Genomic DNA, 25,887 nt, shown 5'->3' with positions numbered 1-25,887 from the left:
ATCCAGGGTCCAGAGATGTGAGAACCCCCTGGAGTGATTCATGCGTATGCGCGTCCTCGCCGCTCTCGCGGCGCTCTCCCTCGCCGCGCTGACCGGCTGCGGCGGCAGCGGCGGCGCCGGCACCAGCACCCTGCGCATCATGGCCCCCGCCTCGCCCGGCGGTGGCTGGGACCAGACGTCCCGCACCGCGGAGCAGGCGTTGAAGTCCGTGATGCCGGACCGCGGGGTCGAGGTCTTCAACGTCCCCGGCGCCGGCGGCACGATCGGGCTGGCCCAGCTCGCCGGCGAGAAGGGCAACGGCAACCTGCTGATGACGATGGGCCTGGTCATGGTCGGCGCCATCGAGCAGAACAAGTCCAAGGTCACGCTCGCGGAGACGACCCCGATCGCCAAGCTGACCGAGGAGTACGAGATCGTCGTCGTTCCGGCGCAGTCCCCGCTCACCTCGCTGCAGGACCTGGTGGCCGCCTGGAAGGCGGACCCGGCGAAGGTGTCGGTCGCGGGCGGCTCCGCCGGCGGCACCGACCACATCGTGGCCGGGCTCATGGCCAAGGCCGCGGGCATCGACCCCAAGCAGGTCAACTACATCGCGCACTCCGGCGGCGGCGAGGCGCTCAACGCGCTGCTCGGCGGCAAGGTGACCATCGGCGTCTCGGGCGTCGGCGAGTTCGCCGAGCACGTCAAGTCCGGCAAGCTGCGGGCGCTCGGCGTCACCTCGGGCGAGCGGCTGCCCGCGCTGGACGCGCCCACACTCAAGGAGGGCGGCCTGGACGTGGAGCTGGCCAACTGGCGCGGTTTCGTGGCCCCCGGCGGGCTCGCCGACGCCGACAAGAAGGCGCTGACCGACCTGGTGACCCAGATGCACGCCTCGCAGCCCTGGAAGGACGCGGTGGCCAAGAACGGCTGGATCGACTCGTTCATGACCGGCCAGGAGTTCGCCGACTACCTGCGGTCCGAGGAGACCCGGGTCAAGGGCATCATCGCCGAAATGGGGCTCGTGTCCTGATGTCCTCTCCTGAGGAGGCCGCGGACAAGCGTGGCCGGTGGCGGCCCGAACTGGGGCTGGCGCTCGTGGTGCTGGGCCTCGGCGTGCTCGTCGTCGTGGGCACGCTCGACGTGTCGGCAGCGGCCTCCCGGCTCGGGCCGGGGCCGCGGTTCTTCCCCATGCTGGTCGGCGGCGCGATGATCCTGATCGGCCTGTTCTACGTGGCCGACGTGCTGCGCGGCGGGCACGGCGACCCAGAGGAGAGCGAGGACGTGGACGCCGCCGCGCCCGCCGACTGGCGCGGCGTCGGCCTGGTCAGCGGCGTCTTCCTGGCCTTCACCGCGGTGCTGGACGTGCTCGGCTGGGTCATCGCGGGAAGCCTGCTGTTCTTCGGCCTGTCGGTGGCGCTCGGCGCCGAGCACAGGCTCCGCGCCGCCGTGATCGCGATGGTGCTCGCGACCGGCACGTACCTGGTGTTCGTCAAGGGGCTGGGCGTCACACTGCCCGCCGGGCTGCTGTCGGGGGTGATCTGAGTGGAGTCCCTGGGGCTGCTGCTCGACGGGTTCGCCGCCGCGCTCACGCCCGTCAACCTGCTGTACGCGCTCGTCGGCGTCACACTCGGCACCCTGGTCGGCGTGCTGCCCGGCATCGGGCCCGCGATGACCGTGGCCCTGCTGCTGCCGATCACCTTCACGGTGCCGCCGGCCAGCGCGTTCATCATGTTCGCCGGCATCTACTACGGCGGCATGTACGGCGGCTCGACCACCTCCATCCTGCTCAACACGCCCGGCGAGTCCTCCTCCATGATCACCGCGTTGGAGGGCAACAAGATGGCCAGGCGCGGGCGGGCCGCGCAGGCGCTGGCCACCGCGGCCATCGGCTCGTTCGTGGCGGGCACGATCGCCACCGCGCTGCTGGTGTTCGCGGCGCCGGTCGTGGTCGACTTCGCCATCTCCTTCGGCCCCGAGGACTACTTCGCGCTGGCGGTCCTGGCCTTCACCGCGGTGTCGTCGGTGCTGTCCCGGTCGGTCGTGCGCGGGCTGGCCTCGCTCGGGCTGGGCCTGGCGATCGGGCTCGTCGGCATCGACCAGCAGACCGGGCAGGCCCGGCTCACGCTGGGTATCCCGCAGCTCCTCGACGGCATCGACGTGGTGATCGTGGCGGTCGGGCTGTTCGCGGTGGGCGAGGCGCTGTACGTGGCCTCGCGGCTGCGGCACGCCCCGCCGGACGTGGTGCCGGTGGGCAGGGCCTGGATGGGCCGCTCCGACTGGGGGCGGTCGTGGCGGCCGTGGCTGCGCGGCACCGCGCTCGGCTTCCCGTTCGGCGCGCTGCCGGGCGGCGGCGCCGAGATCCCCACGTTCCTGTCGTACGCGGCCGAGAAGAAGCTGGCGCGCGGGGTGGCGCGGGAGGAGTACGGCAGGGGCGCGATCGAGGGCGTGGCCGGGCCGGAGGCCGCCAACAACGCCTCGGCCGCGGGCACGCTCGTGCCGCTGCTCACGCTCGGGCTGCCGACCTCCGCCACCGCCGCGATCATGCTGGCGGCCTTCCAGCAGTACGGGCTGCAGCCCGGGCCGCAGCTCTTCGACCACAACCCGGCCCTGGTGTGGGCCATGATCGCGTCGCTGTTCATCGGCAACGCCATGCTGCTCGTGCTCAACCTGCCGCTCGCCCCGCTCTGGGCCAAGCTGCTGCGGATCCCGCGCCCGTACCTCTATGCCGGGATCATCATGTTCGCCGCGCTCGGCGTCTACGCGCTGAACGCCAGCGCGGTGGACCTCGTGGTGCTGTTCCTGCTGGGTCTGCTCGGGTTCGCCATGCGGCGGTTCGGGCTGCCGATCGCGCCGGCGGTGATCGGCATGATCCTCGGGCCGATGGCGGAGATCCAGCTCCGCCGGGCGCTGGCCATCGGCGCCGGCGACGTGACGGTGCTGGTGCGCAGCCCGGTCGCGGCGGCGCTGCTCGTGCTGGCGCTGCTGGCCCTGCTGACGCCGCTGCTCCGCCGTCACATGGCCCGGCGGCGGATGCCGCCGCTGCCGGTCTCGCGGGAGGATTGACCGCCCCGGCCCCGGTGACGCCCGGGGCCGGGCCGACCGCTTGAGACCGGCCGTGTCACGCCGTCGGAGCGGCCTGGCGGGCCGCCCCGGCCGGCGCGCCGCTGGACGGCGCGCCCACGGCCCGGCGCACGATCAGCAGCCCGGACGCCGCCATGACCAGGGCCGCGGCGAACACCGTCCAGTACGCCGAGTCCGTCGCGGTGAACAGCGCGGCGGTGACGGCGACCGCGGTCACCGAGAACACCGACTCGCCCAGCTGCAGCGCCGCGCTGTTCTCGCCCTGCTCGGCGGGGGCCGACAACTCCAGCGTGAGCACCGACAGCGTCGGGTAGATCAGCCCCATCCCGAACCCGGCCGCGATCCACGCCGGGTAGGCCAGCGCCAGCGGCACCCCGGGGATCGCCACCGCCCCCATCGCCAGGATGCCGGCCGACAGCGCCGCCGAGCCCAGCCACAGGTTCGTGCCACGGCCGAACACCTCACGCCCCTGCAGCCAGGAGGCGAACGACCAGGTCAGCGCCCCACCGGTGAGCGCGATCCCGGCCGTGAAGGGCGACATGCCGCGCTCGTCGTGCAGCATGAGCGGCACCATCACCTCGGCCGCGAAGAACGCCCCGGTGGCCAGCCCGCGCAGCCCCACCACCGCGGGCAGTCCCCTGACCGCCCTGAGCGTCCCGGCGGGCAGCAGCCTGGGCAGCGCCACCGCCAGCACCAGCAGGCCGATCGCCAGCAGCGGGAACCGGTCGTCGCTCCCGTACTGCATGAGGACCGCGGCCACGGCCGTCACCGCGGCCCACGCGATCTTGCCCAGGAGTCCCCGGGCCTGGGCGGCGTGGCCGCCGTGCACCGGCTGCCCGGCCAGCCCGCGCACCAGCACCAGCCCGGCCGCCACCGTCAGGAACGGCACCAGCAGGAACACCCAGCGCCACCCCACGGTCTCCGTGATCAGGCCGACGACCGCGGGCCCCACCATGGACGGCACCACCCACGCGGTGGCGAACAGCGAGAACACCCGTGGGTGCAGTTCCTCGGGATAGACCCTGGCCACCACCACGTACAGCGCCACGTTCACCAGCGCCCCGCCGAACCCCTGGATCAGCCGCCCGGCGATCAGCACCTCCATGACGGGCGCCAGCCCCGCCAGCGTCAGCCCGCCGATGAACGCGGCCACGCCGGTCCACAGCGGCGCGAGCGGCCCGCGCAGGTCGGCCCACCGGCCGCCGAGCACCGTGCCCACCACCCCGGCCGCCAGCGCGCTGCTGAACGCCAGCCCGTACAGCTCCCGGCCGCCCAGCTCGGCCGCCACGACCGGCATCGCGACCGCGACCGCCACGTATTCGAAGGCCACCAGTGACACCATCGCCACCAGGCCCGCCGTCAATGCGGATGTCTTCTTCACAGCACGGAACCGTAGGGCACGGCCCGGGCCGGCCGCCTCCAGCGCCGGTCCTAGGTCCCGCCCGGCAGATCGTCCTAGGCCGCACGCCCCAAGGCCCGCACGCCCCAAGGCCCGCGCGCCCCAAGGCCCGCGCGCCACGGCCCCGCGGCCCGGGGCGGGCGGCGGGGCCGTGAGCGGCCGGAGCCATCGGCTGGAGTTATTCGGAGACGCCGAGCTTCTCCAGGATGAGCCGGCGGGCCTGGGCCGCGTCGGCCTTGCCCCGGCTGGCCTTCATCACGCCGCCCACGAGCGCGCCGACGGCGGCGATCTTGCCGGAGCGCACCTTGTCGGCGGCGTCGGCGTTGCTCGCCAGCACCTCGTCGATCATGGCCGACAGCTCGCCCTCGTCGTTGACGATCTTCAGGCCGCGCCGGTCGACCACCTCGTCGGGGGAGCCCTCGCCGTCGAGCACGCCCTCCAGCACCTCACGGGCCAGCTTGTCGTTGAGCGCCCCGGAGGCGACCAGCTCGGTCACCCGGGCCACCTGGGAGGGCGTGATCGGCAGGTCGGCCAGCGCCCGGCCGGACTCGTTGGCGCGGCGGGCCAGCTCGCCCATCCACCACTTGCGCGCGTCGGCCGCGGGCGCGCCCGCGGTGACCGTGGCCTCCACCAGGTCGATGGCGTCGGCGTTGTGCATGGCCTGCATGTCGAGGTCGGACAGCCCCCACTCGGCCTGCAGCCGCTTGCGCTTGACCGACGGCAGCTCGGGCAGGGCCGCCTTCAGCTCCGCCACCCAGGTCGAGTCCGGCGCGATCGGCACCAGGTCGGGCTCGGGGAAGTAGCGGTAGTCCTGCGCCTCCTCCTTGGACCGGCCGGACGTGGTGGTGCCGGTGTCCTCGTGGAAGTGGCGGGTCTCCTGCACGATCCGGCCGCCGTCGGCGAGGATCGCGGCCTGCCGCTCGATCTCGCCGCGCACCGCGCGCTCGACGCTGCGCAGCGAGTTGACGTTCTTGGTCTCGGTACGGGTGCCCCACTCGGAAGAGCCGCGGGGCATGAGCGAGACGTTCACGTCGCAGCGCAGCGAGCCCTCCTCCATGCGCACGTCGGAGACGCCCAGCGAGCGCATGATCTCCCGCAGCTCGGTCACGTATGCCTTGGCCACCTCGGGCGCGAGCCGGTCGGTGCCGGGGATCGGCTTGGTGACGATCTCGACCAGCGGGATGCCGGCCCGGTTGTAGTCGACGATCGAGTAGTCGGCGCCGTGGATGCGGCCCGTGGCGCCGCCCACGTGGGTGGACTTGCCGGTGTCCTCCTCCAGGTGGACCCGCTCGATCTCGATCCGCACGGTCTCACCGCCGACCTCCAGGTCGAGGTAGCCGTCGAAGCAGAGCGGCTCGTCGTACTGGGAGATCTGGTAGTTCTTCGGCATGTCCGGATAGAAGTAGTTCTTCCGGGCGAAGCGGCACCATTCGGCGATCGAGCAGTTCAGCGCGAGGCCGATCCTGATCGTGGACTCGATCGCCTTCGCGTTGGCCACGGGCAACGACCCCGGCAGCGCCAGGCAGGTCGGGCAGACCTGCGAGTTGGGCGGCGCCCCGAACGTGGTCTTGCAGCCGCAGAACATCTTCGACTCGGTGCCCAGCTCGACGTGCGTCTCCAGCCCGAGCACCGGCTCGAAGCGCTCGAGCGCCTCGTCGTACGGCATGGCCGTCTCGACAGTCATGATGCAGTCCTTCGTTCAAATCGTCGCGTTCGAAACATCAACCGGCCGCTCACAAGAAGCCCTCGCTTCTCAGCACCCGCGTGGTCGCTTCGACCCACACTCCGTAAGCCGGAAGCTGGGCGAGCGTTTCAAGAGAGACGTGGTCACCGGCGAAGGCGAAGTACTCGCCGACCTCACGATGGGCGATCCCGGCCAGCACCTTTGGCCGGGGGGCGAAGTCCGTGAGGGCACGGAGCTGACGCGCGATGACCCTGCCGAGGAAGACCTCGTCGGTGTCGCCCTCGGCGACCAGCCCTGGCACGAGAGGCCGGCTCATGGCGGCCCCCCCACCGTGCTGAGATAGGCGCGCACCTGCCTGGGCGACACGAACGTGCCCGGCTCGCCCTCGTTCCGCACCGGCTTGGCCACCGTGACCCGCGAGCGCGGGCCGCCACCGCCGGTGCGCCAGGCCGAGTCGAGGAAGACGAGCGCGCCCGGCGCCGACTGGTAGAGCGCGGACACGGCCACCGGCGAGTGCGTGGTCAAGATCACTTGACGCCAGGCGTTCCCCGTCGCACCGACCCGCCGGGCCAGCCGCCGCAGCAGCTCCCCGAGCCTGCTCGGGTGGAGGCCGTTCTCGACCTCCTCCACCATGAGCAGCCCGGACGACGCCTGGTCGTACAGCGCGGCCAGGAGCGCCAGCACTCTCAGGGTCCCGTCGGAGGCCAACCGGCCCGGCACCGGCTCGTGGTCGACCAGGATGTCGAACGACCACTCCTCCTGACTCTCGTCTAGCACCGGCCTGACCCCGGTCACGTCGGGCACCAGCGCGGACAGATCCACCATGAGGTCGTCCAGTTCGCCGGTGTCCGCCATGCGCCCGAGCACCGCGGCCAGGTTTCCGGCGTTCTCGGCGAGCGGCCGACGGTCGAAGGCGGTCACCGGCCTTCGCATCGCGGCCGGCTCCGGCACGTGGAAATGCCAGGAGGCGGCCTCCTTCGGCCAGATCTTCTGCACCGCGTCCAGGGGGAAGGCCAGCGCGTCCAGCAGGTTGGACTTCCCGCTCGAGTTCGGCCCGACCAGCGCGAGGAACGGCGGCACGTCGAGCTCGAAGTCCAGGAAGGACTTGAACCCGTCGATCTCGATCCGAGTCAGCACGCCGCCGTCCCCCTTCCCTAGAGCGCCGGGGCCTTGGCCAGGAGGCTGCCGCCCCAGCGGCTCTCCAGGGCCCGCTCCACGGCGGCGCCGACGCGGTAGCAGCGGTCGTCGCCCAGCACCGGGGCCATGATCTGCAGTCCGACCGGCAGGCCGTCCTCGTCGGCCAGGCCGCACGGCACCGAGATGGCCGCGTTGCCGGTCAGGTTGGACGGGATCGTGTAGAGGTCGGCGAGGTACATCGCCATCGGGTCGTCGGCCCGCTCCCCGATCGGGAACGCCGTCGTCGGCGTCGTCGGCGAGATCAGCACGTCGACCTGGTGGTAGGCGGCCTCGAACTCGCGCGAGATGACCGTGCGGACCTTCTGCGCCTGCCCGTAGTAGGCGTCGTAGTAGCCGCTCGACAGCGCGTACGTCCCCAGCATGATGCGCCGCTTGACCTCGGGGCCGAACCCGGCGGCCCGGGTCAGCGCCATGACCTCCTCGGCGCTGCGCTCGCCGTCGTCGCCGACGCGCAGGCCGTAGCGCATCGCGTCGAAGCGGGCCAGGTTGGAGGAGCACTCGGACGGCGCGATCAGGTAGTAGGCCGGCAGGGCGCTGGCGAACGACGGGCAGGACACCTCGACGACCTTGGCGCCGAGCGACTCCAGGAGCTGGACCGTCTCGTTGAAGCGCGCCAGCACGCCGGGCTGGGCGCCCTCGCCCTCGGCGAACTCCTTGACGACGCCGATCCGCATGCCGGAGACGTCGCCGTGGCGCGCGGCCTCGACGACGGAGGGCACAGGCGCGTCGATGGAGGTGGAGTCCATCGCGTCGTGGCCGGAGAACGTCTCGTGCAGCAGCGCCGCGTCGAGCACGTTGCGGGCGAACGGGCCGGGCGTGTCGAGCGAGCTGGCGAACGCGATCAGGCCGTAGCGGGACGAGCCGCCGTAGGTCGGCTTCATGCCGACGATGCCGGTGACGGCGGCAGGCTGGCGGATCGAGCCGCCGGTGTCGGTGCCGGTCGCCAGCGGCGCCTCGTACGCGGCCACGGCGGCGCTGGAGCCGCCCGACGAGCCGCCGGGCACCCGGGTCAGGTCCCACGGGTTGCAGGTGACGTGGTAGGCCGAGTTCTCGGTGGAGGAGCCCATGGCGAACTCGTCCAGGTTGGTCTTGCCCAGGATGACCAGGCCGGCCTCGCGCAGCCGCCGGGTGACGGTCGCGTCGTAGGGCGGGCGCCAGCCTTCGAGGATCTTGGACGCGGCCGTGGTCGGCATGTCGCGGGTGGCGAAGATGTCCTTGTGCGCGATGGGCACCCCGGCCAGCGGCCCGAGCCTCTCCCCGGCCCGCAGCCTGGCGTCGACGGCCCCCGCCTGCTCCAGCGTGGTCTCACGGTCGACGTGCAGGAACGCCTTGACCTGAGGCTCCACCTCCGCCATCCGGTCGAGATGGGCCTCGGCCACCTCGGTCGCCGTCACCTCGCGAGCGGCGATCATCGCGCCGAGCTCGGCCGCGGTCTTGCGGATCAGGCTCATGCCTCCTCCCCGAGGATGCGCGGCACCCGGAAGCGGTCGTCCTCGACGGCGGGAGCCCCGGAGAGGGCCTGCTCGGGCGTCAGAGACTGTCGCACCTCGTCGGGACGGAAGACGTTGGTCAGAGGCAGAGCGTGCGACGATGGCGGCACGTCCCCGGCGGCGACCTCGGCCACCTTCGCGACCGACTCGATGATGGCATCGAGCTGCGTGGCGTAGTGGTCGAGCTCGTCGTCGGTGAGCGCCAGCCTGGACAACCGGGCCAGATGCGCGACCTCGTCGCGGGTTATGGCGGACATGAGTCGTTGAACCCGTTTCGTGGATGGAGTTGGGACACTCACATCCTAGGGGCGTCGACGGATCGCCTCAGAATCGTTAACCACCTGGAAACACGCGCCGTGTCGCGGGCCGGTCAGACGCTCTGGGTCACCTCGGGCCGCAGGCCGTGGCCGAGCTCCTGGACGGCCGCGAGGCGCTCGCGGAGCCAGGCGGTGGCGTCGGCGGCCGGCATCGGCTCGCAGAACAGCCACCCCTGACCCAGGTCGCAGCCGATCTCGGCGAGGCGCAGGGCGACCGCCTCGGACTCGACGCCCTCCGCCACGGAGCGCAGCCCCAGCGAGCGGACCAGGTCGACGATGGAGCGGACGATGCGGTCGTCGGCGGCGGAGTCGGCCATGCGGCGCACGAAGGAGGAGTCGATCTTCACTTCGGAGATCGCCAGCCGCTGCAGCCGGATGAGCGAGGAGTAGCCGGTGCCGAAGTCGTCGAGCGCGAGCGGCACCCCCAGCGCGGCCAGCGCCTTGATGGTCTCCTGGGTGTACGCCTGCTCGCCGGTCAGAATGCGCTCCGTGACCTCCAGCTGGATGGCCGCCGGCGGCAGCCTGAGCCTGGCCAGCCCGGCTTCGAGCTGCTCGGGCAGGGCGTGGCCGAGCAGGTCGCGGGCGGAGATGTTGACTGAGATCTGCACCCGCAGGCCGGTGTGCCACCAGCGGGCGGCCTGCTCCAGCGCCTCTTCGATGACGTACGCGGTGAGCTGGCGCATGAGGTAGGACTGCTCGGCCAGCGGGATGAAGTCGGACGGCCCGATCGCCCCGTGGATCGGATGGCGCCAGCGCAGCAGCGCCTCGACCCCGTACACGGCGCCCCCGGCTCCCCCGGCTCCCCCGGCGTCACCGGCCAGGGCGACCTTGGGCTGGTAGTGCAGGCACAGCTCGCCGCCGTCGATCGCGCGGCGCAGGTCGCCCAGCAGGTTGAGCCGCTCGGGCGAGTTGCGGTCCTTGTCCGGCTGGTAGATCTCGACGCCGGTGCGGCCCTCCTTGGCCAGGTACATCGCCACGTCTGCGCGCTGGAGCAGCAGCTCGAAGTCGGGCGCGTGGTCGGGGAAGAGGGCGATGCCGACGGAGCCGTCGAGGTCGAACGACATGCCTTCGAGCCGCACCGGCTCGGTGAGGGCGGCCCGCAGCCGGGCGGCCACCTCGCGGGCGGCGTGCGCGTCCCTGATGGACGGCAGCAGCACGGCGAACTCGTCGCCGCCGAGCCGCGCCACCACGTCGCCCGGCCGCACCGAGTGGGTGAGCCGGTGGGCGACGAGCTGCAGCAGCCGGTCGCCGACCGGGTGGCCCATCGTGTCGTTGACCTCCTTGAACCGGTCGAGGTCGATGAGGAACAGGCCGACCCGCTCGTCCTGGCGGGACTCGGCCAGCGCCTCCTCGGTGCTGACGATGAGCATCTTGCGGTTGGGCAGCCCGGTCAGCTCGTCGTGCAGCGCCTGGTGGTCGCGGCGCATGGAGAGCGTGGCGGTGAAGTAGACGGCCGCGAGCGGGGCCACGAAGAGCGGCACCAGCCCGGGTGAGTGGTTCATCACGACGACGACCAGCGGGGCCAGCCCGAGGAGTCCGGCGTACACCAGGGCCTGCGGGCCGACCGAGGCGCGCAGCACCCGCAGGATGGACCGGCGTTCGTGCAGCGCGACGGCGCCGCAGACGAGGGCGGCCCTGATGGTGAAGTAGGCGAGGCCGGACAGCACGATGGCGGGCAGGTCGTCGCCGCTCGGCACCCACGGCACGGCGGGGCTGGGCACGTGGCCGAACGCGCCGATCACGACGGCCGCGGCGGTGAGCGCGAGCGTGGACTGGGCGACGTTGAACATCGCCCGGTGCCAGGCCTTGCGGGTGACCATCGCGTTGACGGTGATGGCCACGGCCTGCATGAGCACCGCCACGGGCAGCCCGAAGTAGAGCAGGACCGCGAAGGTGAACATGGCCGAGGGGTACGTGCCGCCCACCGCGGTCGCGGAGGACACCATGACCGGCCGCAGCTCGCCCAGGATCACCAGCACGGCGAGCATCCAGAACAGCGGCGTGCGGACGAGCTCCGTCGACGGGCCCGGATCGAGCCTCAGCACGGCCACGAGGAGGGCGGTGAAGCCGATCACGGTGACGCCCGCGAGGAACGCCCACAGAGGCGTGCCGGCGCGCGGCCCGGTGTCGCGAGTGTCGGTTGGGTCAGTCATCGTAACGAAACCCCCATTAGGTCCCTATGGGAGGGTACGACCATAACCCACTTCGTGAAGCCAAGTGCGTACGTTCCGTCACATCTCCTCCCCGGCAGACACCCACCCTCCGTAGTTACCTGGTCAACGCCCTGTATCCGCAGAAACTTCCCGACAATTACGGTTCGGGGGTGACCGCCAGCTCCGCCGCCGCCTTGGGCCCGCGGTCGAGCAGGACCGCGAAGCCCTCGCCGGTCAGGATCGGGACGCCGAGGCTCACCGCCTTGTCGTACTTGGACCCGGCGTTCTCGCCGGCGATCAGGAACGAGGTCTTCTTCGACACCGAGCCGGTCACCTTGCCGCCCCTGGCCGTCAGCGCCGCGCCCGCCTCGTCGCGGGTGTGGGCGGGGAGTGTGCCGGTGACCACGAACGTCAGCCCCGCCAGCGTCTGGGGCAGCTCGGAGACGGCCGGCGCCTCCTCCTCCATCCGGACGCCCGCGGCCCGCCACCGCTCCACGATCTCGCGGTGCCAGTCGACCTGGAACCACTCCCTGATGGTGACCGCCATCCGGGGGCCGATGTCCTCGACCGCGGCCAGCTCCTCCTCCGTGGCGTTCATGACGGCGTCGATGGAGCGCAGCTCGGCGGCGAGCTTCTGTGCGGTGGGCGGGCCGACGTGGCGGATCGACAGCGCGACCAGCACCCGCCAGAGCGGCGCCTCCCGCTTGACCCGGTCGAGCTCGGCGATGAGCTGGTGGGCGGCCTGGCTGGGGTTGCCGTCGGCGTTGGAGAACAGCGAGACGATCTTCTGCTCGCCGGTCCTGGGGTCGAGCTTGGGCAGGCCGGACTCCTGGTCGCGGACCACCGACCTGATCGGCGCCAGCCTCTCGATCGTGAGGTCGAACAGGTCGGCCTCGGTGCGCACCGCCGGCTCCAGCGGCGGCACCGGCTGGGTGAGCGCGGTCGCGGCGACGTAGCCCAGGCCGCGGATGTCGAGCGCGTTGCGGTGGGCGGCGAAGTAGAGGCGCTCGCGGATCTGCGCGGGGCAGCCGCGGGCGTTGGGACAGCGCAGGTCGGCGTCGCCCTCCTGCTCGTAGGCCAGCTCGGTGCCGCACTCGGGGCAGTGGGTAGGCATGACGAACGGCCGCTCGGCGCCGTCGCGCAGGGCGGTGACCGGCCCGATGATCTCGGGGATCACGTCACCGGCCTTGCGCAGGATGACCGTGTCGCCGATGAGCACGCCCTTCTTGGCCACCACGGCGGCGTTGTGGAGCGTCGCCCGGGTGACCGTCGAGCCGGACACCACCACCGGCTCCATCACCCCGAACGGCGTCACCCTGCCGGTGCGGCCCACGCCGACGTGGATGTCGAGCAGCCTGGTGTTGACCTCCTGGGGAGGGTACTTGTAGGCGATGGCCCAGCGCGGCGCCCGCGAGGTCGAGCCCAGCTCCCGCTGGACGCGGAACCGGTCGACCTTCACCACCACGCCGTCGATCTCGTAGGCGGGGTCGTGGCGGTGCTCGCGGTAGTGCTCGATGTAGGCGTCGACCTCGTCGACGCCGTCCACCACCCGGTAGAGGTCGCTCACCGGCAGCCCGAACGCGCGCAGCCGGTCGTAGACCTGCGACTGCGACTGCGGCTCCGCCGCGCCCTCCCAGACGCCCACGCCGTGGACCAGCATGCGCAGCGGCCGCCTGGCGGTGACGCGCGGGTCCTTCTGCCGCAGCGTGCCGGCGGCGGAGTTGCGCGGGTTGGCGAACGGCGGCTTGCCCTCCTCGACGAGCTGCTCGTTGAGCCGCTTGAAGTCCTCGACCGGGATGTAGACCTCCCCGCGCACCTCGACCAGGCTGGGGACGTCGTCGCCGGTGAGCCGGTGCGGGATGTCCCTGATGGTGCGCACGTTGGCGGTCACGTCGTCGCCGATCCGCCCGTCGCCGCGGGTGGCGCCGCGCTCCAGCCTGCCGTCGCGGTAGACCAGCGCGATGGCCAGCCCGTCGATCTTCAGCTCGCAGAGGTAGGGGCCGGGATCGCCTTCGGCCAGCCGCTCCGCCCTGGCCTGCCAGGCGGCCATGCCTTCGGCGTCGAAGACGTTGTCGAGGCTCTCCATCCTGGCCAGGTGGCGGACCTTGGCGAACTCCCCAGAGACCGGAGCGCCGACCTTCTGCGTGGGCGAGTCGGGCGTCTGCAGCTCCGGGTGGGCCTTCTCCAGCCCCAGCAGCTCGTTGAACCAGGTGTCGAACTGCGCGTCGCTGACGGTCGGCGCGTCCTCCACGTAGTAGCGGTAGCGCGCCTCCTCGACCAGCTCGCTCAGCTCGGCGTGCCGCTCCCGCGCCGCCGCGGGCGCCTCCTCAAGCTCGCTCGGCTCGCTCACGGCGTCTCCTTCCCGTACGGACCCCCAGGCAGAACGGTATCGCGGAGGACCGTCAATCCTTGAGGTCGCGGGCGGGGTCGTCCTTGACCACCTGGGCGGCCTCCCTGCAGGCGGCGAGCGCGGCCCTGGCGTAGCGGGGCGAGGCGGCGGCGAGCCCGCAGGCCGGGCTGAGCACGACCTTCCCCGCCAGGTCCTCGGGCGCGAAGCCGAGCCGCCGCCACAGCTCCAGCGCGGGCCTGGCGACCGCCACCGGGCCGGGCAGCCGCGTGTCGGTGGCGGGCACCACGCCCAGGAGCAGCCCGACGCCCGCCTCCACGAGCTCCCCGATCGCCTCCTCGTCCCTGCGCCTGATCAGTGACGCGTCCGCGGACACCGCCCGCACCCCGGCCCGGCGCAGCAGCGCGTACGGCACGGAAGAGGCGCAGCAGTGGACCACCGGCTCGGGGAAGGCGCGCAGCGACTCCTCCACCCGCCACTCCTCCACGGCGGCCAGCCGGCCGAACCCCGAGGCGGTCGGCACCGTGCCCGCGAGCACGCCGGGCAGGCCGGGCTCGTCGAGCTGGAGCACGAGGTCGGTGACGCCGGGCATGCGCCGGCGCACCTCGGCGCAGTGGTCGGCGACGCCCTGCGCGAGCGAGGCGGCCAGGTCGCGCACCGCGCCCGGGTCGGACAGGACCTTGTCGCCGTGGCGCAGCTCGATCGCCCCCGCGAGCGTCCACGGCCCGCAGACCTGGAGCTTCAGCGGCCCCTCGTAGCCGTGGCCGACCTCCTCCAGGCCGTCGAGGTCGCGCCGCAGGTGGTCGACGGCGCGCCGGTGGTCGCGTCCCGGCCGCCCGGCCAGCCGCCACCCGGACGGCTGCACCTCCACGGGCAGGTCGACGAGGAGCCCCGCCGTCCGCCCCACCATGTCGGCGCCGACCCCGCGCGCGGGCAGCTCCGGCAGGTAGGGCAGCCCCGGCACCTCCCCGAACACGACCCGCAGCGCCTCAAGATGATCGTCACCTGGGTGCGATCCGACCCCAGTGGCTTCCCACGTCAACATGGGCACCAGCGTAGGCTCTGCGGAATGAAGCTCACGAAGTACGGGCACGCCTGCGTACGCCTGGAGAAGGACGGCAAGGTCCTGGTCGTCGACCCCGGCGCGTTCACCCGCGATCCGGTGCTCGACGGCGCCGACGCGGTGCTCATCACCCACGAGCACTTCGACCATCTGGACGTCGACAGGCTCGCCGCCGCCTCCCCCGGCCTGGAGGTGTGGACGTGCGAGGCCGTCGCGGCCAAGCTCGCCGACCTGCCGGTGACGGTCAACGTGGTACGGCACGGCGACGACTTCGAGGCGGCCGGTTTCCGGGTGGACGTGGTCGGTGAGTGGCACGCCAAGAACCATCCCGACCTGGCCATCGTGCAGAACGTCGGATTCATGCTCGACGGCGCGCTGTTCTACCCGGGCGACGCGCTCACCGTGCCCGACGCCGAGGTGGAGACGCTGCTGGTGCCGACCAACGCGCCGTGGCTGAAACTCGTGGAGATGGTCGAGTACCTGCGCGCGGTCCGGCCCTCGCGGGCGTTCTCCACGCATGACGGACTGCTCAACGACCTCGGGCTCGGCCTGGTGGACAACTGGCTGCGGATGGAGTCGGAGAAGCAGGGGGCCGAGATGCGCCGCGTCCCCGTAGGCGACTCGGTCGAGCTCTAGGCCGCTCTAGGCCGCCGACGCGATCGTGGCCGATCCGATGACGGTCGGTCCCGAGTAGAGCACCGCGGCCTGCCCGGCCGCGACGCCGGTGGCCGGCCGGTCGAGCTCGATGACCAGGCCGCCGTCGCGCTCCTCGAACGCGCACCCGTAGACCTCGCCGTGCGCGCGCAGCTGCACGGTGAGATCGTCGCGGACCTCCGGGCCGTTCCACACCGGGCGCAGGCAGGAGATCCGGGTGACCTCCAGCGCCGAACGCGGCCCGACGGTGACGGTGTTGGACACCGGCTCGATCGACAGCACGTAGCGGGGCCTGCCGTCGGGGGCTGGCCGGTCGATGCGCAGGCCCTTGCGCTGGCCCACGGTGAACCCGTGAGCGCCCGGGTGGCTGCCGACCACCGCGCCGGACTCGTCGACGATCGGCCCTTCGGCCGCGCCGAGCCGCTCGGCCAGGAAGCCGCGGGTGTCGCCGTCGGCGATGAAGCAGATGTCGTGGCTGTCGGGCTTGTCGGCGACGGTCAGCCCGCGCCGGGCGGCCTCCGCGCGCACCTCGGCCTTGGTCGAGTCGCCCAGCGGGAAGATGGCGTGGCCGAGCTGCTCGCGGGTCAGGACCCCGAGCACGTACGACTGGTCCTTGGCCGGGTCGGCGCTGCGGGACAGCACGCCGTCGACGAGCCTGGCGTGGTGGCCGGTGGCGACCGCGTCGAAGCCCAGCGCCAGCGCCCGGTCGAGCACCGCGGCGAACTTGATCTTCTCGTTGCACCGCAGGCACGGGTTGGGCGTGCGGCCGGCCGCGTACTCGGCCACGAAGTCGTCGATCACGTCACGCTGGAACCGCTCGGCCATGTCCCAGATGTAGAACGGGATGCCGATGACGTCGGCCGCCCGCCTGGCGTCGCGCGAGTCCTCGATCGTGCAGCAGCCCCTGGCCCCGGTGCGGTGGGACTGGGGGTTGGCGGACAGGGCGAGGTGGACACCAGTGACGTCGTGACCGGCCTCGGCGATCCGGGCGGCGGCCACGGCGGAGTCGACGCCGCCCGACATGGCGGCAAGCACACGCAGTCCCATGACCGTTCCAGCGTACTGTCCGCGCGGAGATGCCGGCGCAGTGCCCGGGCGACGCGGGTGACGACCGGGGCCCGGGGTCTGCGAGGATTCAGCCATGCGACTGTTCGGGCGCAAGAGCGATGACGGGGGTGCCGACCCGGCTGAGCGGGTGGCGGGGTTCTGGCAGTGGTGGGAGAGCGCCAGGCCGGAGCTGGACGCGGCGGTCGCGGCCGGAGAGCGCGACAAGCAGGCGGAGCTGCTCGGCCCCGCGGTGGCGGCGATCCACCCCGACCTGGTGTGGGAGCTGGCCCCGGGCACGGAGGCGGCGCACGCGCTGGTCGTGACGGCCGCGGGCGACGCCGAGCTGCGCCCGCTGGCGCACCGCTGGGCCCGCGCGGCGCCGCCCGCCGACCTGCTGTGGGAGTTCCATCCGTCGCGCCGGGCGAGCGCCAGGCCCGGCGACCTGACGCTGGAGGCGGGCGGGCTCGCGTTCGGGCTCGACAAGCTGGTGCTGGGGCTGCGGGTGCCGCGCGGGGGGCTGCGGGTGGACGTGTCCGCGTACCACCCGGTCTTCGGCGAGCTGGACGAGGACGCCCGGATGGACGCCACGCTGCTGGCGCTCGACCGGCTGCTGGGCGAGGACGACGTGGCCCGGTGGGTGGGCGAGATCACCCCTGCCGCGTCGGCGCCGATCGACGCCGTGCCCGCCGTCCACCTGCCCGCGGTGGTGGCCGACGTGGCCGCCGACCACGAGACCGGCCAGTGGGCCACGCTGGAGGGCCGGACGGCGACCGGCGCCCCGCTGGCCGCCGCCACCCGCTACCCGCTGCGTCCCGTCGACCATCCGCTGCTGGACCAGCACATCGCCGTCACGCTGCCGTACCGCGACAAGGACGGCGGCGGCCTGCCCGTGGGCGGGTCGCTCGCCGCGCTGCGCGCGTTCGAGGAGCGGCTGGACGAGCGGCTGCGCGCGCTGGGCGAGGAGGCGGTGCTGGCCGCCCACCTGAGCGCCGAGCGCCGCCGCGTCATGCACGTGTACGCGACCGCGGAGAGCGGCGCCGCCGCCGCGATCAAGGAGCTGGCGGCCACCTGGAAGGAGGGCAGGGCGCGGGTGGACGTGAGCGCCGACCCGGCCTGGAGCGCGGTCGCGCCCTTCCTGGCCTGAGTCCTCCGTCCCGTCGCGGGCGCTCAGCCGAGGCCGGCGCGGCGGGCGCGGTCGACGGCGGCGGGCAGCACCTCGACGAGCCGGTCGACGTCGGCCTGGGTGGAGGTGTGGCCCAGCGAGAAGCGCAGCGAGCCTCTGGCCGCCGCCGCGTCGGCGCCCATCGCCAGCAGCACGTGGGACGGCTGCGCCACCCCCGCCGAGCAGGCGGAGCCGGTCGAGCACTCCACCCCTCTGGCGTCGAGCAGCATGAGCAGCGCGTCGCCCTCGCAGCCGGGGAAGGAGAAGTGGGCGTTGCCCGGCAGGCGGTGGTCGGGGTCGCCGTTGAGCACCACCCCGGGCACGGCGTGGCGGACGCGGGCGATGAGGTCGTCGCGGAGCGCCGTCAGGTGGCGGTGCTGGGCCGTCTGCTCCTTGACCGCGGTGCGGACCGCGGCGGCCAGCCCGGCGATGGCGGGCGCGTCGAGGGTGCCGGAGCGCACGTCGCGCTCCTGGCCGCCGCCGTGCTGCACGGAGACCGGCGTCACGCCGCGGGCCAGCAGCAGCGCGCCGACGCCCATGGGGCCGCCGATCTTGTGGCCGGTCAGGGTGAGCGCGTCGGCGCCGGACTCGGCGAACGACACGGGCAGCTGGCCGATCGCCTGCACCGCGTCGGTGTGGAACGGGACGCCGTGGTCGCGGGCGATGGCCGCCAGGAGGTGGATCGGCTGGATCGTGCCGACCTCGTTGTTGGCCCACATGACGCTGACCAGGGCGACACCGCCGGGGTCGCGTTCGATGGCGGCGCGCAGCGTGTCGGGGGCGACCCTGCCGTGCTCGTCGACCTCCAGCAGCTCGACCTCGGCGCCCTGGCTGTCGGCCAGCCACCGGGCGGGGTCGAGGGCGGCGTGGTGCTCGACCGAGCTGATCAGGACGCGCTTCCTGGGGTGACGGGCCCAGAACATGCCCTTGATCGCGAGGTTGTCGGCCTCGGTGCCGCCCGAGGTGAACACGACCTCGCTGGGCCGGGCGCCGAGCGCGTCGGCGATCGTCTCGCGCGACTCCTCCACCACTTTGCGCGCCTCGCGCCCGGTGGCGTGCAGGGAGGAGGCGTTGCCGACCCGGCCGAGTTGCTCCGTCATGGCCTCGATGGCTTCCGGAAGCATCGGCGTGGTCGCCGCGTGATCGAGATACGCCGACGGTCTGCTCACCCCGCAAGGGTATCTTGTTTGCCACTGTACCGTCCGGACGGTACAGTAAGACGCATGAGACGTGACGAGCTACTGGACGCGGCAGAAGACCTGCTCAGCGACCTCGGCTCGACCGCGCTCACCCTCTCCGCGGTGGCCGACCGGGCCGGCGTGAGCAAGGGCGGGCTGCTCTACCACTTCTCCACCAAGGAGGCCCTGATCAAGGCCATGGTGGAGCGTCTGGTCGCCGAGTTCGACGACCTGGTGGCCGCCCAGCCCGACGCCACCTACACCGAGCGCTACCTCGGCGCCACGCTCGCCGCCGTCCGCTCGGGCCGGCTGCGACGCTGGGCCGTCGTCACGGGCGCGTCCGGCAACACCTACCTGCTGGCGCCGCTGCGCGAGGCGATGGCCCGCTGGCATCGCGAGGGCCTGGCCGACGAGCCCGACCTGGTGGCGTCGCAGATCGTACGCCTGGCCTGCGAGGGTCTCTGGGACGTGGCCAGCCACGACCCGTCGCTCAACGGCGACGACGAGCTGCGCGAGCTCGACACCCGGTTGAGAGCCCTGCTGAAACCCCCTTCATGAGGTCCCGGGCTGTCAGTGTCCGGCCGCGGCCGTTACGGCCGGTCCGGTAGGACGCGCTCCCAGGAGACAGCACCGGGCCGCGTGCGCGGCGGACGGACTCCGTCCGCGCCCCGGGGCGTCGTACCGCCTTTCACGGAAGCGGCGGGTCAGCGACTCCGGCCCGGAGGCGTGCCCTCTCCCCTTTCCAGGCCCGGCTACGGCCGGGTCTTACTTCTGCCCTTTTGAATGAACGCTTCTGCGAGGTATGCCCACATGAACCGTGATCTGAGGATCGCGCGCTACGGCGCCGTTCTCACCTTCGCCCTCGCCGGCCTCATGGTCGGCACCATGACCGTGCGCATCCCCGCGCTGACCGACAAGCTCGGCCTGTCCGAGTCGGAGGTCGGAACCGTCCTGCTCGCCTGGGGCCTGGGCGCGCTGGTGAGCATGCAGTCGATGCGCCGCGTGATGGCCAGGGCCGGCAGCCGCACCGTGCTGCGCGTCGGCGGCCCGCTGACGGCGCTCTCCCTGGTCGCTGTGGCCCTCATGCCGAACCTCCCCACGCTGCTGGCCGCGTCAGCGGTCTTCGGCATGGCGTTCGGCCTGTTCGACATCGCGATGAACGCCCAGGGCTCCACCGTCGAACGCGCCCACGGCCGGCCGCTGATGAACGGCATGCACGCCGGCTGGTGCGTCGGCGCCATGGCCGCCGGCGCGACGGGCAGCGTGTCGATCGCCCTGGGCCTGTCCTTCACCGCGAACCTGGTGCTGGTCAGCCTGATCTCGCTGCCCGTCCTCTCGGTGCTCGGCCGGGCGTACCTGCCGGACGCCCCCGCGCCCGAGGCCACCGCGGGGCCGCGCCGCCGGATGCCGCCGGTCGTGTACCTGCTGGGCGCGCTGGCCTTCTTCGCGTTCATGGTCGAGGGCGTGGTCGCCGACTGGAACGGCCTCTACATGCGCGACACTCTGGGGGCGCCGGAGGCGCTGGCCGCCCTGGGCTACCCGATCTTCGAGGCGGGCATGCTGATCGGCCGGCTCACCGGTGACCGGCTGCGCTCGCGGTTCGGGGTACGGGGCATGCTGACGGTCGCGGGGCTGGCCACGGCCGTCTTCTTCGGCGTGGTGCTGGCCGCCCCGGTGCCCGCGGTGGCGCTGGCCGCGGTGTTCTTCGTGGGTCTCGGCGTCGCGACGATCTCGCCGATGACGCTCTCGCTGGCCGGCACCGCCACCTCCACCCCCGGCCCGGCGATCGCCCAGGCGGGCGCGATGGGCTACGCGGGGCTGCTGCTCGGGCCGGTCGCGATCGGCTTCCTGTCGGACGCGACCTCGCTGCGCACCGCGCTCGGCCTGGCCGTCGTCCTCGGCCTGCTGATCGCCGTGGCCGCCCGCCTGCTGCCGCGCGAGGAGCCCACAGTGATCATCCCGCTGCGGCCCGCCGGAGAGAAGCAGCCCTTGGCCGCCTGACCGCCCCCGAGGTGCCCCCGGCTCGGCGGAACCCGAGGAGAACGGGAGACGGCGCCGCACAGGAGTGCGGCGCCGTCGTCCCTCATGCGAGCGGAGTCGTTACTTGCGCTTGTCGACCTCTTCGGTGAGCTGCGGGACCACCTGGTGGAGGTCGCCCACGATGCCGTAGTCGGCGAGCTCGAAGATCGGCGCCTCCGGGTCCTTGTTGATCGCCACGATGGTCTTGGCGGTCTGCATGCCGGCCCGGTGCTGGATGGCGCCGGAGATCCCGGCCGCGATGTAGAGCTGCGGCGAGACGGTCTTGCCGGTCTGGCCCACCTGGAACTGGTGCGGGTACCAGCCGGCGTCCGTGGCGGCGCGGGAGGCGCCCACGGCCGCGCCCAGGGCGTCGGCCAGGCCCTCGATGACCGAGAAGTTCTCGGCCGAGCCCACGCCACGGCCGCCGGAGACCACGATCGCGGCCTCGGTCAGCTCGGGGCGGGCGCCCTTCTCCTGCTTGACCCGCTCGACGATGCGGGCGGACTTGGCGGCGTCGGACAGCGAGACCGACACCTCCTCCTCCGCGCCGGCGCCGGCGGCGGCCTCGGGGGCGGTGGAGTTGGGGCGCACGGCCACGATCGGGGTGCCCCTGCTCACCTTGGACTGGACGTTCACGCCGCCGCCGAAGATGGACTGCTCGGCCACGAAGCCGTCGCCGAGGCCCACGGCGTCGGTGATGACGCCCGAGTCGATCTTGACCGCCAGCCGGCCGGCCACTTCCTTGCCCTCGGCGGTCGCGGCTACCAGCACGGCCGCGGCGGACTTGTCGGCGACGAGCTGGGCGAGCAGCTCGGCCTTGGGCCCGACCACGTAACCGGTGATCTCCTCGGACCCGGCCACGTAGATCTTCTCGGCGCCGTACTCGGCCAGCTTGGCCTTGGCGTCCGGGGTGTAGCCGGGGCCCGCCCAGACCGCGGCGGGCGTGCCGAGCCCGCGGGCCAGGGTCAGCAGCTCCAGCGTGACCTTCTTGACCTCGCCGTCGACCTGCTCGACGAGAACGAGAATCTCCGACATATCAGTAAAACCCCCGTTCTCAGATGAACTTCTTGGACGCGAGGAACTCGGCGACCTTGGCGCCGCCGTCGCCCTCGTCCTTGACGACCGTGCCGGCGGCGCGCGGCGGGGCCTGGGCGAAGTCGACGACCTGCGACCAGGAGGAGTCGAGGCCCACCTGGGCGGCGTCGATCTCGGCGTCGGCCACGCCCAGCGTCTCGACCGGCTTCTTCTTGGCCGCCATGATGCCCTTGAAGGACGGGTAGCGCGGCTCGTTGATCTTCTCGACCACGGAGACGACGGCGGGCAGCGAGGCCTCGACCCGGTCGAAACCGTAGTCGGTGATCCGCTGGATCTTGATGGACGAGCCGTCGATCTCGACCTTGTTGGCCAGGGTGAGCTGCGGCGCGCCGAGTCGCTCGGCGAGCATCGCGGGCAGCACGCCGGTGCGCGCGTCGGTGGACTCCGAGCCCAGGATGACCAGGTCGAACCCGATCTTCTTCAGGGCCTGCGCCATGGCGTGGGAGGTGCCCAGCGCGTCGGAGCCGTGCAGCGCGTCGTCCAGGAGGTGGACGGCCTTGTCGGCGCCCATGGCCAGGGCCTTGCGGATGGTCTCGGTGGCCTTGCCCGGACCCATGGTGAGGACGGTCACCTCACCGCCGTGGGCCTCCTTGAGCTTGAGCGCCTCCTCGACGGCGTACTCGTCGAGCTCGTTCACCACGCCGTCGACCGCGTCGCGGTCGAGGGTCTTGTCATCGGACCTCAGCTTGCGCTCGGTCGCCGTGTCGGGGACCTGCTTCACGCAGACGACAATGTTCATGGCCGGTGGCCGACCTCCCATGTTCGCGTGCGCCGCCGCGAGCGGTCGGCGCCGGATGTCCTGTCCAGACTGCCAGGGCCCCATCGGCGTGATGACAGCGGGTGCCCCGACGCCATGTTACCCACGGGTAGCTTACGCGCGAAGATACGGTTCCGCGCGCAACCCCTCCCCTGCCCACCATACCGAGCTTTGTTCCGCTGGTTCAGCGCGGCCCTGGTCACCCGCCTCAGGCGGTGAACAGGAACACCAGGCCGAGAACCAGCGCCGTGCCCGCGAACAACGCCAGCACGGGAGTGCTGAAGAACGCGCTCAGCCCCACCGCCAGCCCCACCGCCCCGGCCACGCCCAAGGCGTCCGCGACGACCCTGCCCTTGGTGAGAGGGCCGCGCGAGAACAGCGCGAACCCCGCGTCCACCACGACTGCCAGGGAGAACGTCGCGAGCAGGAACAGCGCCACCTCCGGCAGCGGCTCGGTGGTCGCGGCCGTGAGCAGCGCCACGAACACCGCCGAGCCGGCCAGCCAGCGCCTGCGCACCTTCTCCCGGTGGCGCGCCCTGGCCTCCTCCGCCGAGCGCTCGCGACCTGCCCTGGCGGGCTGCCACGCGCGCGTCTCCATGTGGTGGACATCACGGCCGGAACCGCGCGCCGTACCCGCCGGGAGCCGGGACAGCCGGCGTGGCCGCTCCGTCACCTCGACGCCCAGCCGCGCGCACACGTCGGCGGCCGACGGCCGCGCCGCCGGATCGGTGGCCAGGCACTGGGCCAGCAGCGGCTCCAGCCAGCCGGGCACGCCCTCCAGGTCGGGCTCGTGGTGGACGACGCGGTAGGCGACCGCCGACGCCGGCCCCGTCCCGTACGGGTGACGCCCGGTGGCGGCGTAGGCCAGCGTCGCGCCGAAGGAGAACACGTCGGCCGCCGGGCCCGCCTCCCCGCCCTCCAGCACCTCCGGGGCTAAATAGCCGGGGGTGCCGACCACCGCGCCGGAGGCCGTGACGGACAGCGAGTCGAGCGCGTGCGCGATGCCGAAGTCGATGACGACCGGCCCGCCCTCGCTCATCATCACGTTGGCCGGCTTGAGATCGCGGTGCACCACCCCCGCGCCGTGCATGGCCGCCAGCGCCTCGGCCAGCCCCGCGGCCAGCGGGCGCAGCTCGGCCACCGGCACGGGCACCGCGCTGAGCGGCCTGCCCTGCACGTAGCGGGTGACGAGGTAGGGCCGGTCGACGTCGAGCGAGGCGTCGAGCACCTCCGCGACGTTCCTGCCGCCCACCCGCCGCATGGTCTCGACCTCGCGGGCCAGCCGGGCCAGCGCCGCCGAGTCGGCCGCGACGTGCGGGTGGAGCACCTTGACCGCGACCGTGCGGCCCTCGGGGTCGAGGGCCAGATGCACTGCGCCGAACCCGCCCGATCCCAGCCGGGACAGGAGCTGGTACGGGCCGAGGTGCTCGCTCATACCCCTACTTCTCCCCACGACGGCCGCGGGGGACACTCACGACCAGGGTGACAGGAAGCCCAGCCCCAGCTCCCTCATGAGGTCGTCGACCAGGCCGGTGATCAGCCCCGTCGCGCCGTCCTGGGCGCGGGTGGTCAGCTCCTCGATGACGGTCTCGGGAGCCCGCCACGGCTCCCACGACGGCGTGCCGCCCACCGCGTACATCACCGCGAACAGCGCGACCGTGCCCATCACCAGGGCCGCCACCGAGGCCGCTCCCGGCGAACGCAGCACGCCGGTGAGCGTGCGGGTGACCGCCTTGCGCGGCGCGCCGCCGCCGGGCAGCACGAACAGGCCGGCCACGAACGCACCCGCCGCGTAGGCGGCCGCCTCGTTCACCCCCATCCCGCCGCCCCAGCGCAGCACGCCCCAGACGCACACGCCGAACAGGATCGCCAGCGGCACCTGCACCACGCTCACCAGCGCGGCCTTGACCAGCGCCCACGGCGTGCCGACCAGCACCAGCAGCGGGTCGGCGGCGCTGCTGCCGCGCACCTGGCGCCGCTGCACCATGTCGCCGAACAGGTTCTCGCCCACCCGCAGCACCAGCGCCAGCACGATGGCGATCGCGCTCACCATGACCGGCATCATCACCGCGAGCGCGACCAGCGTGACCAGGGCGAGCAGCGCGACGAACTGGCTGCCCACGAGATACCGCTTGCGCTCGCCGGACGGCGTGTGGGCGGGCGGCGGCGCGTAGGAGCGGGGCTTCGGCTGGGCCTGGGCCCGCTGCTGCGGCTGCGCGTACGGGGGCGGCGGCGCGGGATAGCCCGCGACCCGCTGGTCGGGCCACGGCGGCCGGGCCGTGACCGGCGCGGGCACGTACGGCGGCGGCTTCTCCTCGCGGGACGGCCGGCTCGGCCGCTCGTACTGGACGGGCGGCAGCAGGTCGGAGAAGTTCTCCATGACCTTCGTACGGCCGAACAGCCGCTTGGTCATCCCCTGCCGCTCCTCGGGCGGGGACTCGTTGAACGTGGTGACCGCCGGGTCCAGCGCCCTGGCCATGCGCAGCAGCTCGCGGGCGTCGGGCCGGGCCTCGGGGTCGACCTGGAGCGCGCGGGTCAGCCAGCCGCGCAGCCACGCGGGCGCCTTGTCGAGCTGCGCCCGCCCTTCCATGATGTTGAAGCACACCGCCTCGAACGAGCCGGTGCCGAACGGCGGCACCCCGGTCGCGGCGAAGAACACCGTCGAGGCCAGCGAGTGCACGTCCGCCCGCTGCGTGATCTCGCTGTCCCGGATGATCTCCGGCGCCAGATAGCCCGGCGTGCCGACGAACATGCCCGTCTGGGTCAGCCGGGTGGCGTTGACCAGGTGGGCGATGCCGAAGTCGATGACCAGCGGCTCGCCGTCGACGAGCATCACGTTGGACGGCTTGAAGTCGCGGTGGATCACGTCCGCCGCGTGGATGGCGACCAGCGCCTGGCACAGTCCCTGCGCGAGCCTGATGAGCTCACGCGCGCCGAGCGGCCCGTCGGACAGCACGGTCTCCTCGAGCGTGCGGCCCGGCGCGAACCGGGTCACCACGTACGGCTGGCCCCCCACCAGCTCCGCGTCGAGCACCTCGGCGACGTGCGGGCTGCGCACCCGGCGCATCGTCTCGACCTCGCGGGTGAGCCGGTCGCGCGCCTTCAGGTCGGCGGCCACGTGCGGATGCAGGACCTTGATGGCGACCTCGCGGCCGTCACCGTCGATGCCGAGGTGCACCACGCCCATGCCGCCTTCGCCGATCTTCCTGACCAGCCGGTACGGGCCGAGCCGCTCTGGCGTCTGGGTGTTGCCCGCGCTCATCGCCAT

The 25,887-nt window shown here is 72.8% G+C and carries 22 protein-coding genes; 7 read left to right on the top strand and 15 right to left on the bottom strand.

Features of this window, described 5'->3' with window-relative positions; genetic code table 11:
• Positions 1 to 40: 40 nt before the first annotated feature.
• Genes ACQEUU_RS32260 through ACQEUU_RS32250 form a run of 3 tightly spaced genes read left to right on the top strand, consistent with a single transcriptional unit; the run spans position 41 to position 3,039 of the window.
• Entirely contained in the window at positions 41 to 1,006 is a 966-nt protein-coding gene (locus ACQEUU_RS32260) for a tripartite tricarboxylate transporter substrate binding protein (RefSeq protein ID WP_433072917.1), read from the top strand.
• On the top strand, positions 1,006 to 1,518 hold the full coding sequence (locus tag ACQEUU_RS32255) for a tripartite tricarboxylate transporter TctB family protein (protein WP_433072915.1): 513 nt from the start codon (positions 1,006 to 1,008) through the stop codon (positions 1,516 to 1,518). Before ACQEUU_RS32260 ends, ACQEUU_RS32255 begins: the two co-directional genes overlap by 1 nt.
• Positions 1,519 to 3,039 (top strand): tripartite tricarboxylate transporter permease, encoded by a 1,521-nt coding sequence (locus ACQEUU_RS32250; protein ID WP_433072913.1) that lies wholly within the window; start codon positions 1,519 to 1,521, stop codon positions 3,037 to 3,039.
• A 55-nt stretch (positions 3,040 to 3,094) separates the two neighbouring features.
• Here the strand turns inward: ACQEUU_RS32250 and ACQEUU_RS32245 are convergent, their stop codons facing one another.
• The 9 genes from ACQEUU_RS32245 to ACQEUU_RS32205 all read right to left on the bottom strand — a co-directional run bounded on the left by ACQEUU_RS32245 (position 3,095) and on the right by ACQEUU_RS32205 (position 14,689).
• Positions 3,095 to 4,438 (bottom strand): MFS transporter, encoded by a 1,344-nt coding sequence (locus ACQEUU_RS32245; protein WP_433072911.1) that lies wholly within the window; start codon positions 4,436 to 4,438, stop codon positions 3,095 to 3,097.
• 196 nt (positions 4,439 to 4,634) lie between these two features.
• A complete protein-coding gene (gene gatB / locus ACQEUU_RS32240; protein ID WP_433072909.1) occupies positions 4,635 to 6,140 on the bottom strand; it encodes an Asp-tRNA(Asn)/Glu-tRNA(Gln) amidotransferase subunit GatB in 1,506 nt (501 codons plus the stop codon).
• A 49-nt stretch (positions 6,141 to 6,189) separates the two neighbouring features.
• Entirely contained in the window at positions 6,190 to 6,456 is a 267-nt protein-coding gene (locus ACQEUU_RS32235) for a hypothetical protein (RefSeq protein WP_433072907.1), read from the bottom strand.
• The gene (locus ACQEUU_RS32230; RefSeq protein WP_433072905.1) at positions 6,453 to 7,277 is read right to left on the bottom strand and encodes an AAA family ATPase; all 825 of its coding nucleotides are present in this window, start codon (positions 7,275 to 7,277) and stop codon (positions 6,453 to 6,455) included. The genes ACQEUU_RS32235 and ACQEUU_RS32230 overlap by 4 nt, the downstream gene beginning before the upstream one ends.
• 17 nt (positions 7,278 to 7,294) lie before the next feature.
• Positions 7,295 to 8,788: an Asp-tRNA(Asn)/Glu-tRNA(Gln) amidotransferase subunit GatA gene (gatA, locus tag ACQEUU_RS32225; protein ID WP_433072903.1), complete on the bottom strand. Its 1,494-nt coding sequence runs from the start codon at positions 8,786 to 8,788 to the stop codon at positions 7,295 to 7,297.
• Positions 8,785 to 9,084, bottom strand: coding sequence for an Asp-tRNA(Asn)/Glu-tRNA(Gln) amidotransferase subunit GatC (gene gatC, locus ACQEUU_RS32220; protein ID WP_433072901.1), 300 nt, complete (start codon positions 9,082 to 9,084; stop codon positions 8,785 to 8,787). The genes gatA and gatC overlap by 4 nt, the downstream gene beginning before the upstream one ends.
• 113 nt (positions 9,085 to 9,197) lie before the next feature.
• Positions 9,198 to 11,297 (bottom strand): putative bifunctional diguanylate cyclase/phosphodiesterase, encoded by a 2,100-nt coding sequence (locus tag ACQEUU_RS32215; RefSeq protein WP_433072899.1) that lies wholly within the window; start codon positions 11,295 to 11,297, stop codon positions 9,198 to 9,200.
• A 157-nt stretch (positions 11,298 to 11,454) separates the two neighbouring features.
• Positions 11,455 to 13,647, bottom strand: coding sequence for an NAD-dependent DNA ligase LigA (gene ligA / locus ACQEUU_RS32210; RefSeq protein ID WP_433072897.1), 2,193 nt, complete (start codon positions 13,645 to 13,647; stop codon positions 11,455 to 11,457).
• A 52-nt stretch (positions 13,648 to 13,699) separates the two neighbouring features.
• On the bottom strand, positions 13,700 to 14,689 hold the full coding sequence (locus ACQEUU_RS32205) for a methionine synthase (protein ID WP_433072895.1): 990 nt from the start codon (positions 14,687 to 14,689) through the stop codon (positions 13,700 to 13,702).
• 24 nt (positions 14,690 to 14,713) lie between these two features.
• Between ACQEUU_RS32205 and ACQEUU_RS32200 the strand changes: the two genes are divergently transcribed.
• Positions 14,714 to 15,343, top strand: coding sequence for an MBL fold metallo-hydrolase (locus ACQEUU_RS32200; RefSeq protein ID WP_433072893.1), 630 nt, complete (start codon positions 14,714 to 14,716; stop codon positions 15,341 to 15,343).
• Positions 15,344 to 15,349: 6 nt separating this feature from the next.
• Here the strand turns inward: ACQEUU_RS32200 and mnmA are convergent, their stop codons facing one another.
• A complete protein-coding gene (gene mnmA / locus ACQEUU_RS32195) occupies positions 15,350 to 16,408 on the bottom strand; it encodes a tRNA 2-thiouridine(34) synthase MnmA (RefSeq protein ID WP_433072891.1) in 1,059 nt (352 codons plus the stop codon).
• A gap of 94 nt (positions 16,409 to 16,502) precedes the next feature.
• Here mnmA and ACQEUU_RS32190 point away from each other — a divergent pair, with 94 nt between their 5' ends.
• Positions 16,503 to 17,552 (top strand): DUF695 domain-containing protein, encoded by a 1,050-nt coding sequence (locus ACQEUU_RS32190; RefSeq protein WP_433072889.1) that lies wholly within the window; start codon positions 16,503 to 16,505, stop codon positions 17,550 to 17,552.
• A 23-nt stretch (positions 17,553 to 17,575) separates the two neighbouring features.
• Here the strand turns inward: ACQEUU_RS32190 and ACQEUU_RS32185 are convergent, their stop codons facing one another.
• Positions 17,576 to 18,739, bottom strand: coding sequence for a cysteine desulfurase family protein (locus ACQEUU_RS32185; RefSeq protein WP_433072887.1), 1,164 nt, complete (start codon positions 18,737 to 18,739; stop codon positions 17,576 to 17,578).
• A gap of 54 nt (positions 18,740 to 18,793) precedes the next feature.
• Between ACQEUU_RS32185 and ACQEUU_RS32180 the strand changes: the two genes are divergently transcribed.
• Together ACQEUU_RS32180 and ACQEUU_RS32175 are read left to right on the top strand one after the other, a co-directional pair.
• Positions 18,794 to 19,306 (top strand): TetR/AcrR family transcriptional regulator, encoded by a 513-nt coding sequence (locus ACQEUU_RS32180; protein ID WP_433072885.1) that lies wholly within the window; start codon positions 18,794 to 18,796, stop codon positions 19,304 to 19,306.
• Between the two features lie 252 nt (positions 19,307 to 19,558).
• Entirely contained in the window at positions 19,559 to 20,749 is a 1,191-nt protein-coding gene (locus tag ACQEUU_RS32175) for an MFS transporter (protein WP_433072883.1), read from the top strand.
• Positions 20,750 to 20,848: 99 nt separating this feature from the next.
• Here the strand turns inward: ACQEUU_RS32175 and ACQEUU_RS32170 are convergent, their stop codons facing one another.
• The 4 genes from ACQEUU_RS32170 to ACQEUU_RS32155 form a co-directional block, all read right to left on the bottom strand.
• Positions 20,849 to 21,802 carry an electron transfer flavoprotein subunit alpha/FixB family protein gene (locus ACQEUU_RS32170; RefSeq protein ID WP_433072881.1) on the bottom strand — a complete coding sequence of 318 codons (954 nt, stop codon included), beginning with the start codon at positions 21,800 to 21,802 and terminating at the stop codon, positions 20,849 to 20,851.
• 19 nt (positions 21,803 to 21,821) lie between these two features.
• Entirely contained in the window at positions 21,822 to 22,601 is a 780-nt protein-coding gene (locus ACQEUU_RS32165; RefSeq protein WP_433072879.1) for an electron transfer flavoprotein subunit beta/FixA family protein, read from the bottom strand.
• A 226-nt stretch (positions 22,602 to 22,827) separates the two neighbouring features.
• On the bottom strand, positions 22,828 to 24,054 hold the full coding sequence (locus ACQEUU_RS32160; protein ID WP_433072877.1) for a serine/threonine-protein kinase: 1,227 nt from the start codon (positions 24,052 to 24,054) through the stop codon (positions 22,828 to 22,830).
• 36 nt (positions 24,055 to 24,090) lie between these two features.
• Complete coding sequence (locus tag ACQEUU_RS32155) at positions 24,091 to 25,881, bottom strand: serine/threonine-protein kinase (protein ID WP_433072875.1); 1,791 nt, start codon at positions 25,879 to 25,881, stop codon at positions 24,091 to 24,093.
• Between the last annotated feature and the right edge of the window lie 6 nt (positions 25,882 to 25,887).

This window comes from Nonomuraea sp. CA-218870, from assembly GCF_050936535.1.
Classification (GTDB): Bacteria; Actinomycetota; Actinomycetes; order Streptosporangiales; family Streptosporangiaceae; genus Nonomuraea; species Nonomuraea corallina.
The sequence above is the reverse complement of the archived record's forward strand: the minus strand, read 5'-3'. Positions and strand labels throughout refer to the sequence as shown.

What these genes read in the sequence shown, in the direction of transcription:
- ACQEUU_RS32155 (WP_433072875.1), bottom strand. Translation starts at nt 25,881, where the DNA reads ATGAGCGCGGGCAACACCCAGACGCCAGAGCGGCTCGGCCCGTACCGG.
- gatA (WP_433072903.1), bottom strand. Translation starts at nt 8,788, where the DNA reads ATGAGCCTGATCCGCAAGACCGCGGCCGAGCTCGGCGCGATGATCGCC.
- ACQEUU_RS32170 (WP_433072881.1), bottom strand. Translation starts at nt 21,802, where the DNA reads ATGTCGGAGATTCTCGTTCTCGTCGAGCAGGTCGACGGCGAGGTCAAG.
- ACQEUU_RS32260 (WP_433072917.1), top strand. Translation starts at nt 41, where the DNA reads ATGCGTATGCGCGTCCTCGCCGCTCTCGCGGCGCTCTCCCTCGCCGCG.
- ACQEUU_RS32165 (WP_433072879.1), bottom strand. Translation starts at nt 22,601, where the DNA reads ATGAACATTGTCGTCTGCGTGAAGCAGGTCCCCGACACGGCGACCGAG.
- ACQEUU_RS32205 (WP_433072895.1), bottom strand. Translation starts at nt 14,689, where the DNA reads ATGTTGACGTGGGAAGCCACTGGGGTCGGATCGCACCCAGGTGACGAT.
- ACQEUU_RS32235 (WP_433072907.1), bottom strand. Translation starts at nt 6,456, where the DNA reads ATGAGCCGGCCTCTCGTGCCAGGGCTGGTCGCCGAGGGCGACACCGAC.
- ACQEUU_RS32255 (WP_433072915.1), top strand. Translation starts at nt 1,006, where the DNA reads ATGTCCTCTCCTGAGGAGGCCGCGGACAAGCGTGGCCGGTGGCGGCCC.
- gatC (WP_433072901.1), bottom strand. Translation starts at nt 9,084, where the DNA reads ATGTCCGCCATAACCCGCGACGAGGTCGCGCATCTGGCCCGGTTGTCC.
- ACQEUU_RS32215 (WP_433072899.1), bottom strand. Translation starts at nt 11,297, where the DNA reads ATGACTGACCCAACCGACACTCGCGACACCGGGCCGCGCGCCGGCACG.
- gatB (WP_433072909.1), bottom strand. Translation starts at nt 6,140, where the DNA reads ATGACTGTCGAGACGGCCATGCCGTACGACGAGGCGCTCGAGCGCTTC.
- ACQEUU_RS32190 (WP_433072889.1), top strand. Translation starts at nt 16,503, where the DNA reads ATGCGACTGTTCGGGCGCAAGAGCGATGACGGGGGTGCCGACCCGGCT.
- ACQEUU_RS32160 (WP_433072877.1), bottom strand. Translation starts at nt 24,054, where the DNA reads ATGAGCGAGCACCTCGGCCCGTACCAGCTCCTGTCCCGGCTGGGATCG.
- ACQEUU_RS32175 (WP_433072883.1), top strand. Translation starts at nt 19,559, where the DNA reads ATGAACCGTGATCTGAGGATCGCGCGCTACGGCGCCGTTCTCACCTTC.
- ACQEUU_RS32180 (WP_433072885.1), top strand. Translation starts at nt 18,794, where the DNA reads ATGAGACGTGACGAGCTACTGGACGCGGCAGAAGACCTGCTCAGCGAC.
- ACQEUU_RS32200 (WP_433072893.1), top strand. Translation starts at nt 14,714, where the DNA reads ATGAAGCTCACGAAGTACGGGCACGCCTGCGTACGCCTGGAGAAGGAC.
- mnmA (WP_433072891.1), bottom strand. Translation starts at nt 16,408, where the DNA reads ATGGGACTGCGTGTGCTTGCCGCCATGTCGGGCGGCGTCGACTCCGCC.